The 3,636-nt window shown below is 68.5% G+C and carries 2 protein-coding genes; both read right to left on the bottom strand.

Annotated elements, in window-relative coordinates; translation table 11 throughout:
* Positions 1-71: 71 nt before the first annotated feature.
* Positions 72-1,067 carry a GGDEF domain-containing response regulator gene (locus tag E4L96_RS01445; RefSeq protein WP_135205464.1) on the bottom strand — a complete coding sequence of 332 codons (996 nt, stop codon included), beginning with the start codon at positions 1,065-1,067 and terminating at the stop codon, positions 72-74.
* A gap of 102 nt (positions 1,068-1,169) precedes the next feature.
* Positions 1,170-3,636 (bottom strand): ATP-binding protein (locus E4L96_RS01440; protein ID WP_307721619.1); only part of this gene is annotated, 2,467 nt, incomplete at its 5' end.

Genomic DNA, 3,636 nt, shown 5'->3' with positions numbered 1-3,636 from the left:
GATGCAAGCAGGCGCAGGCGCTCGGCGGTGGGGCGCACGATGGGCGGAGGAGACGGGCGGACCGGCTGGTCCTAGCGGTGGGCCAGGTCGGCCGGTGCCACCGGCGCACTGGCCGGGGCGGGGGTGGCCTCGACCGGGCCGGCCGAGGTGGTGCAGAAGCGGTTCTTGCCGGCGCGCTTGGCCTCGTACAACGCGTAGTCGGCGATGCTGATCAGGGCTTCCACCGATTCGGCGTCGTCCGGATAGACGCTGATGCCGATACTGGTCGACAGCCGCAGGGTCAGGTCGTTGATGAAGTAGGGCTCGGACACCGCCTCCACCAGCTTGGCGGCCGGGCCCATCGCATCCTGCAGGGTGTGGATGTCGCCCAGCACGATCATGAATTCGTCGCCGCCCAGGCGGGCCACCGTGTCTTCCTTGCGCGAGTGGGCGACCAGGCGCTGGGCCACCATCTTGAGGATCTCGTCCCCGTAGGCGTGGCCGTAGGTGTCGTTGATGGCCTTGAAGCCGTCCAGGTCCAGGTACATGATGGCCGCCTTGTGGTGATGGCGGTTGGCATGCTGCAAGGTGGTGGCGATGCGGTCCTCCAGCAGGCGCCGGTTGGGCAGGCCGGTGAGGGCGTCGTGCAGGGCCAGCTCCTGCTGGGTCTTGGAATACTGGGCCAGCTCCTTGTACAGCAGGCGCACTTCCAGCATGTTGTGGATGCGCTTGTGCACTTCCAGCAGGTCGAAGGGCTTGCTGATGAAGTCGCGGGCACCGGCTTCCAGCGCGGCGATCTTGAAGCTCGGCTGGGCGGTCAGGGCCAGCACCGGCAGGTAGCCGCCCTGTTCGATTTCCTTCAGGCCTTTCATGACCTGGAAGCCGTTCAGGCCGGGCATCTGCAGATCCAGCAGGATCAGATCGTAGGTGTGCTGGCGATGCAGCGGGCAGACTTGCTCGGGGAGCATGGTCGAGCTGACATTGGTGTAGCCTTCTTCGCGCAATATCTCTTCCATGAGCTCGATATTGTCGGGCGAATCGTCTACTACCAGAATCTTCGCGTTCAGGATGTCTTCTCGGCTGGGCATGCTTCGGTCGTAAGTACTGGATTACCTTCAACAAGTGTACCCAAAACAGCTGCACTTTCTTGTAGGACAGCGCGCCGTGTTTCAGTAGGAACAGCTAAATTTTCAGGCACCGCCGCCCTTGACAATGGTGGCGACCGCGGCTATCAGCTCGCTGGGTTCCACCGGTTTGGCGATGTGGGCCACGAATCCGGCCTCCAGCGCCCGCACCCGGTCCTCCGAGCGGGCGAAGGCGGTCAGCGCCACGGCGGGCACCGTGCCGCCGCGCTCGGGACCCAGCCCGCGCACCTGGGCCAGCAGCTCGAAGCCGTCCATGCCGGGCATGCCGAGGTCGCTCACCAGCACGTCCGGCGGGGCCTGGGTGAGCTGGGCCAGGGCCTCGGGCGCATTCGCGGCCATGGTCACCTGGGCCTGGCACTCGGACAGAATTCGGTTGATCAGTTCCCGGGCATCGGGCTCGTCATCCACCACCAGCACCCGCACGCCGGACAGATCGCGCAGCGTCATTTCGTTGGCGCGCGCGCTCTTGAGCTGGGCCGGGCGGTCCGGGCGCGCGGCCGAGGCATGCGGCTTGGCCAGCGGCAGCTCCAGGCTGAAAGTGGCGCCGCGGCCTTCGCCCTCGCTGTCCACCCGCACCGTGCCGCCGTGCTGCTCGACCAGGTGCTTGACGATCGACAGGCCGAGGCCCAGGCCGCCGTGCCGGCGGGTCATGGAGGCGTCCGCCTGGCGGAAGCGCTCGAACACATGGGGCAGGAATTCCGGACGGATGCCGATCCCGGTGTCGCGCACGGCGATCCGGACATGGTCCTCGGCCGGCGCGATCAACACGTCCAGCTGCCCGTCGCGCGGGGTGAACTTGATGGCGTTCGAGAGCAGGTTCCAGATCACCTGCTGCAGCCGGGCCGGGTCGCCTGCGATCAGTCCGGCGGCCGGGTCGTAGTGGCGGACGATGCCGATGTTCTTGGCCTCGGCGGCGGGGCGCAGCGTCTCGATGGCGGCGTCCACGAACATGGGCGCGGCCACGGTCTGCATGTCCAGCAGCACCTTGCCGGAGGTGATGCGGCTCATGTCCAGCAGGTCTTCGATCAGCTGGGCCTGGGCGCGGGCGTTGCGCTCGATGGTGGTCAGGCCCTTGTTCAGGTCGGCCTGGTCGCGGCTGCCCCGGCGCAGCACCTGGGCCCAGCCGAGGATCGACGACAGCGGGGTGCGCAGCTCGTGTGACAGGGTGGCCAGGAACTCGTCCTTCATCTGGCTGGCATGCTCGGCCTCGGTGCGCAGCAGGCGTTCGCTTTCCAGCAGCACCTTGCGTTCCTCGGCGGCCTGCTGGGCGTTCTCGTACAGCCGCGTGTTGTCGATGGCCACGGCCGCCTGGGCCGCGATGCCGCTGACGATGCGCACCGTGCGCTCGCCAAACGCATGCGGTTCCGGGTGGCCCAGGAACATGGTGGCCAGGCGCTCGCCGGACGGGGCCGTGATCGGCACCGCCAGGTAGCTGCGCACCGGCAGCCCGGCGGCCGGCAGGGCCAGCGCGGCCGGGGTCTGGGCGAAGCGCTTGTCCTGGTTCAGGTCGCCGATCAGGAGCGGTTGGCCAGCCTGCAAGCCGCGGTCGGCGAGCACGAGCGGGCGCGGCTGGGAGAACGGGCCCTCGTGCTCGGCGCCGGTGCCGCACATCACGTAGAGCCCGCGGTTGCCGACCGCATGATAGAGCACACCGCAGGTGCGGGCGCCCGAAATGTCGGTGGCCGCATCCGCCACGGTGTGCAGCAGCGAGCGCAGGTCGCGCTGGGTGGCCAGGGTGGCGCCGGTGGCGTTGAGCAGTTCCAGGACGTTCGATTCTTCGCGCAGGGCCTGTTCGACGCGCTTGACGGCGTCCACGTCGGTGTTGGTGCCGAACCAGCGCACCACGTGGCCATGGCGGTCGCGCACCGGGTTGATGCGGGTGAGGAACCAGCGGAACTCGCCATCCGCGCCGCGGATCGGGAATTCCATTTCGAACGGGCGGGCGGTGCGCAGGCACTCGCGCCAGCGCTCCATCATCAGCGGCACCACGTCCGGGTCGTGCACTGACTGCCAGCCCCAGCCGAGCATGTCGGCCGGACTCTTGCCCGTGTACTCGTACCAGCGTTCGTTGTACCAGACCACGTAGCCGTCGGCATTCGCCATCCAGGCCAGCTGGGGGATGGAATTGGCCAGCGCGCGCAGCACTTCTTCGCTCTGGCGCAGGCTGTCCTCGGCGCTCTTGCGGCCGCCGATATCCTGGACCACGCCGCTCATACCCGTGCGGCCGGTGTCCAGGCGGCCCATGATGGCGATCCAGCGCTGGCTGCCGTGCGGACCGAGCAGGCGGCATTCGACGTTCAGGTCGTTGTGCTGGTTGGTGGCCAGCACGAATTCGGTGCGCACGGTGTCGCGGTCGCCGTCGAGGATGCGCTCGCGCAGCTGGTCCCAACCCAGCGGCTGCTCGCCCGGCAGGCCGAACAGCTCGGCGGCGCGCGGGCCCAGCGTGAAGCGGTCGGTGGCGGCGTCCCAGCGCCATTCGCCCAGGCGGGCGGCCGCGAGAGCGGTCTGTAGG

The sequence above is a fragment of the Zemynaea arenosa genome (genome assembly GCF_004614185.1).
Classification (GTDB): Bacteria; Pseudomonadota; Gammaproteobacteria; order Burkholderiales; family Burkholderiaceae_D; genus Telluria; species Telluria arenosa.
This window is presented reverse-complemented; position numbering and strand designations above follow the sequence as displayed.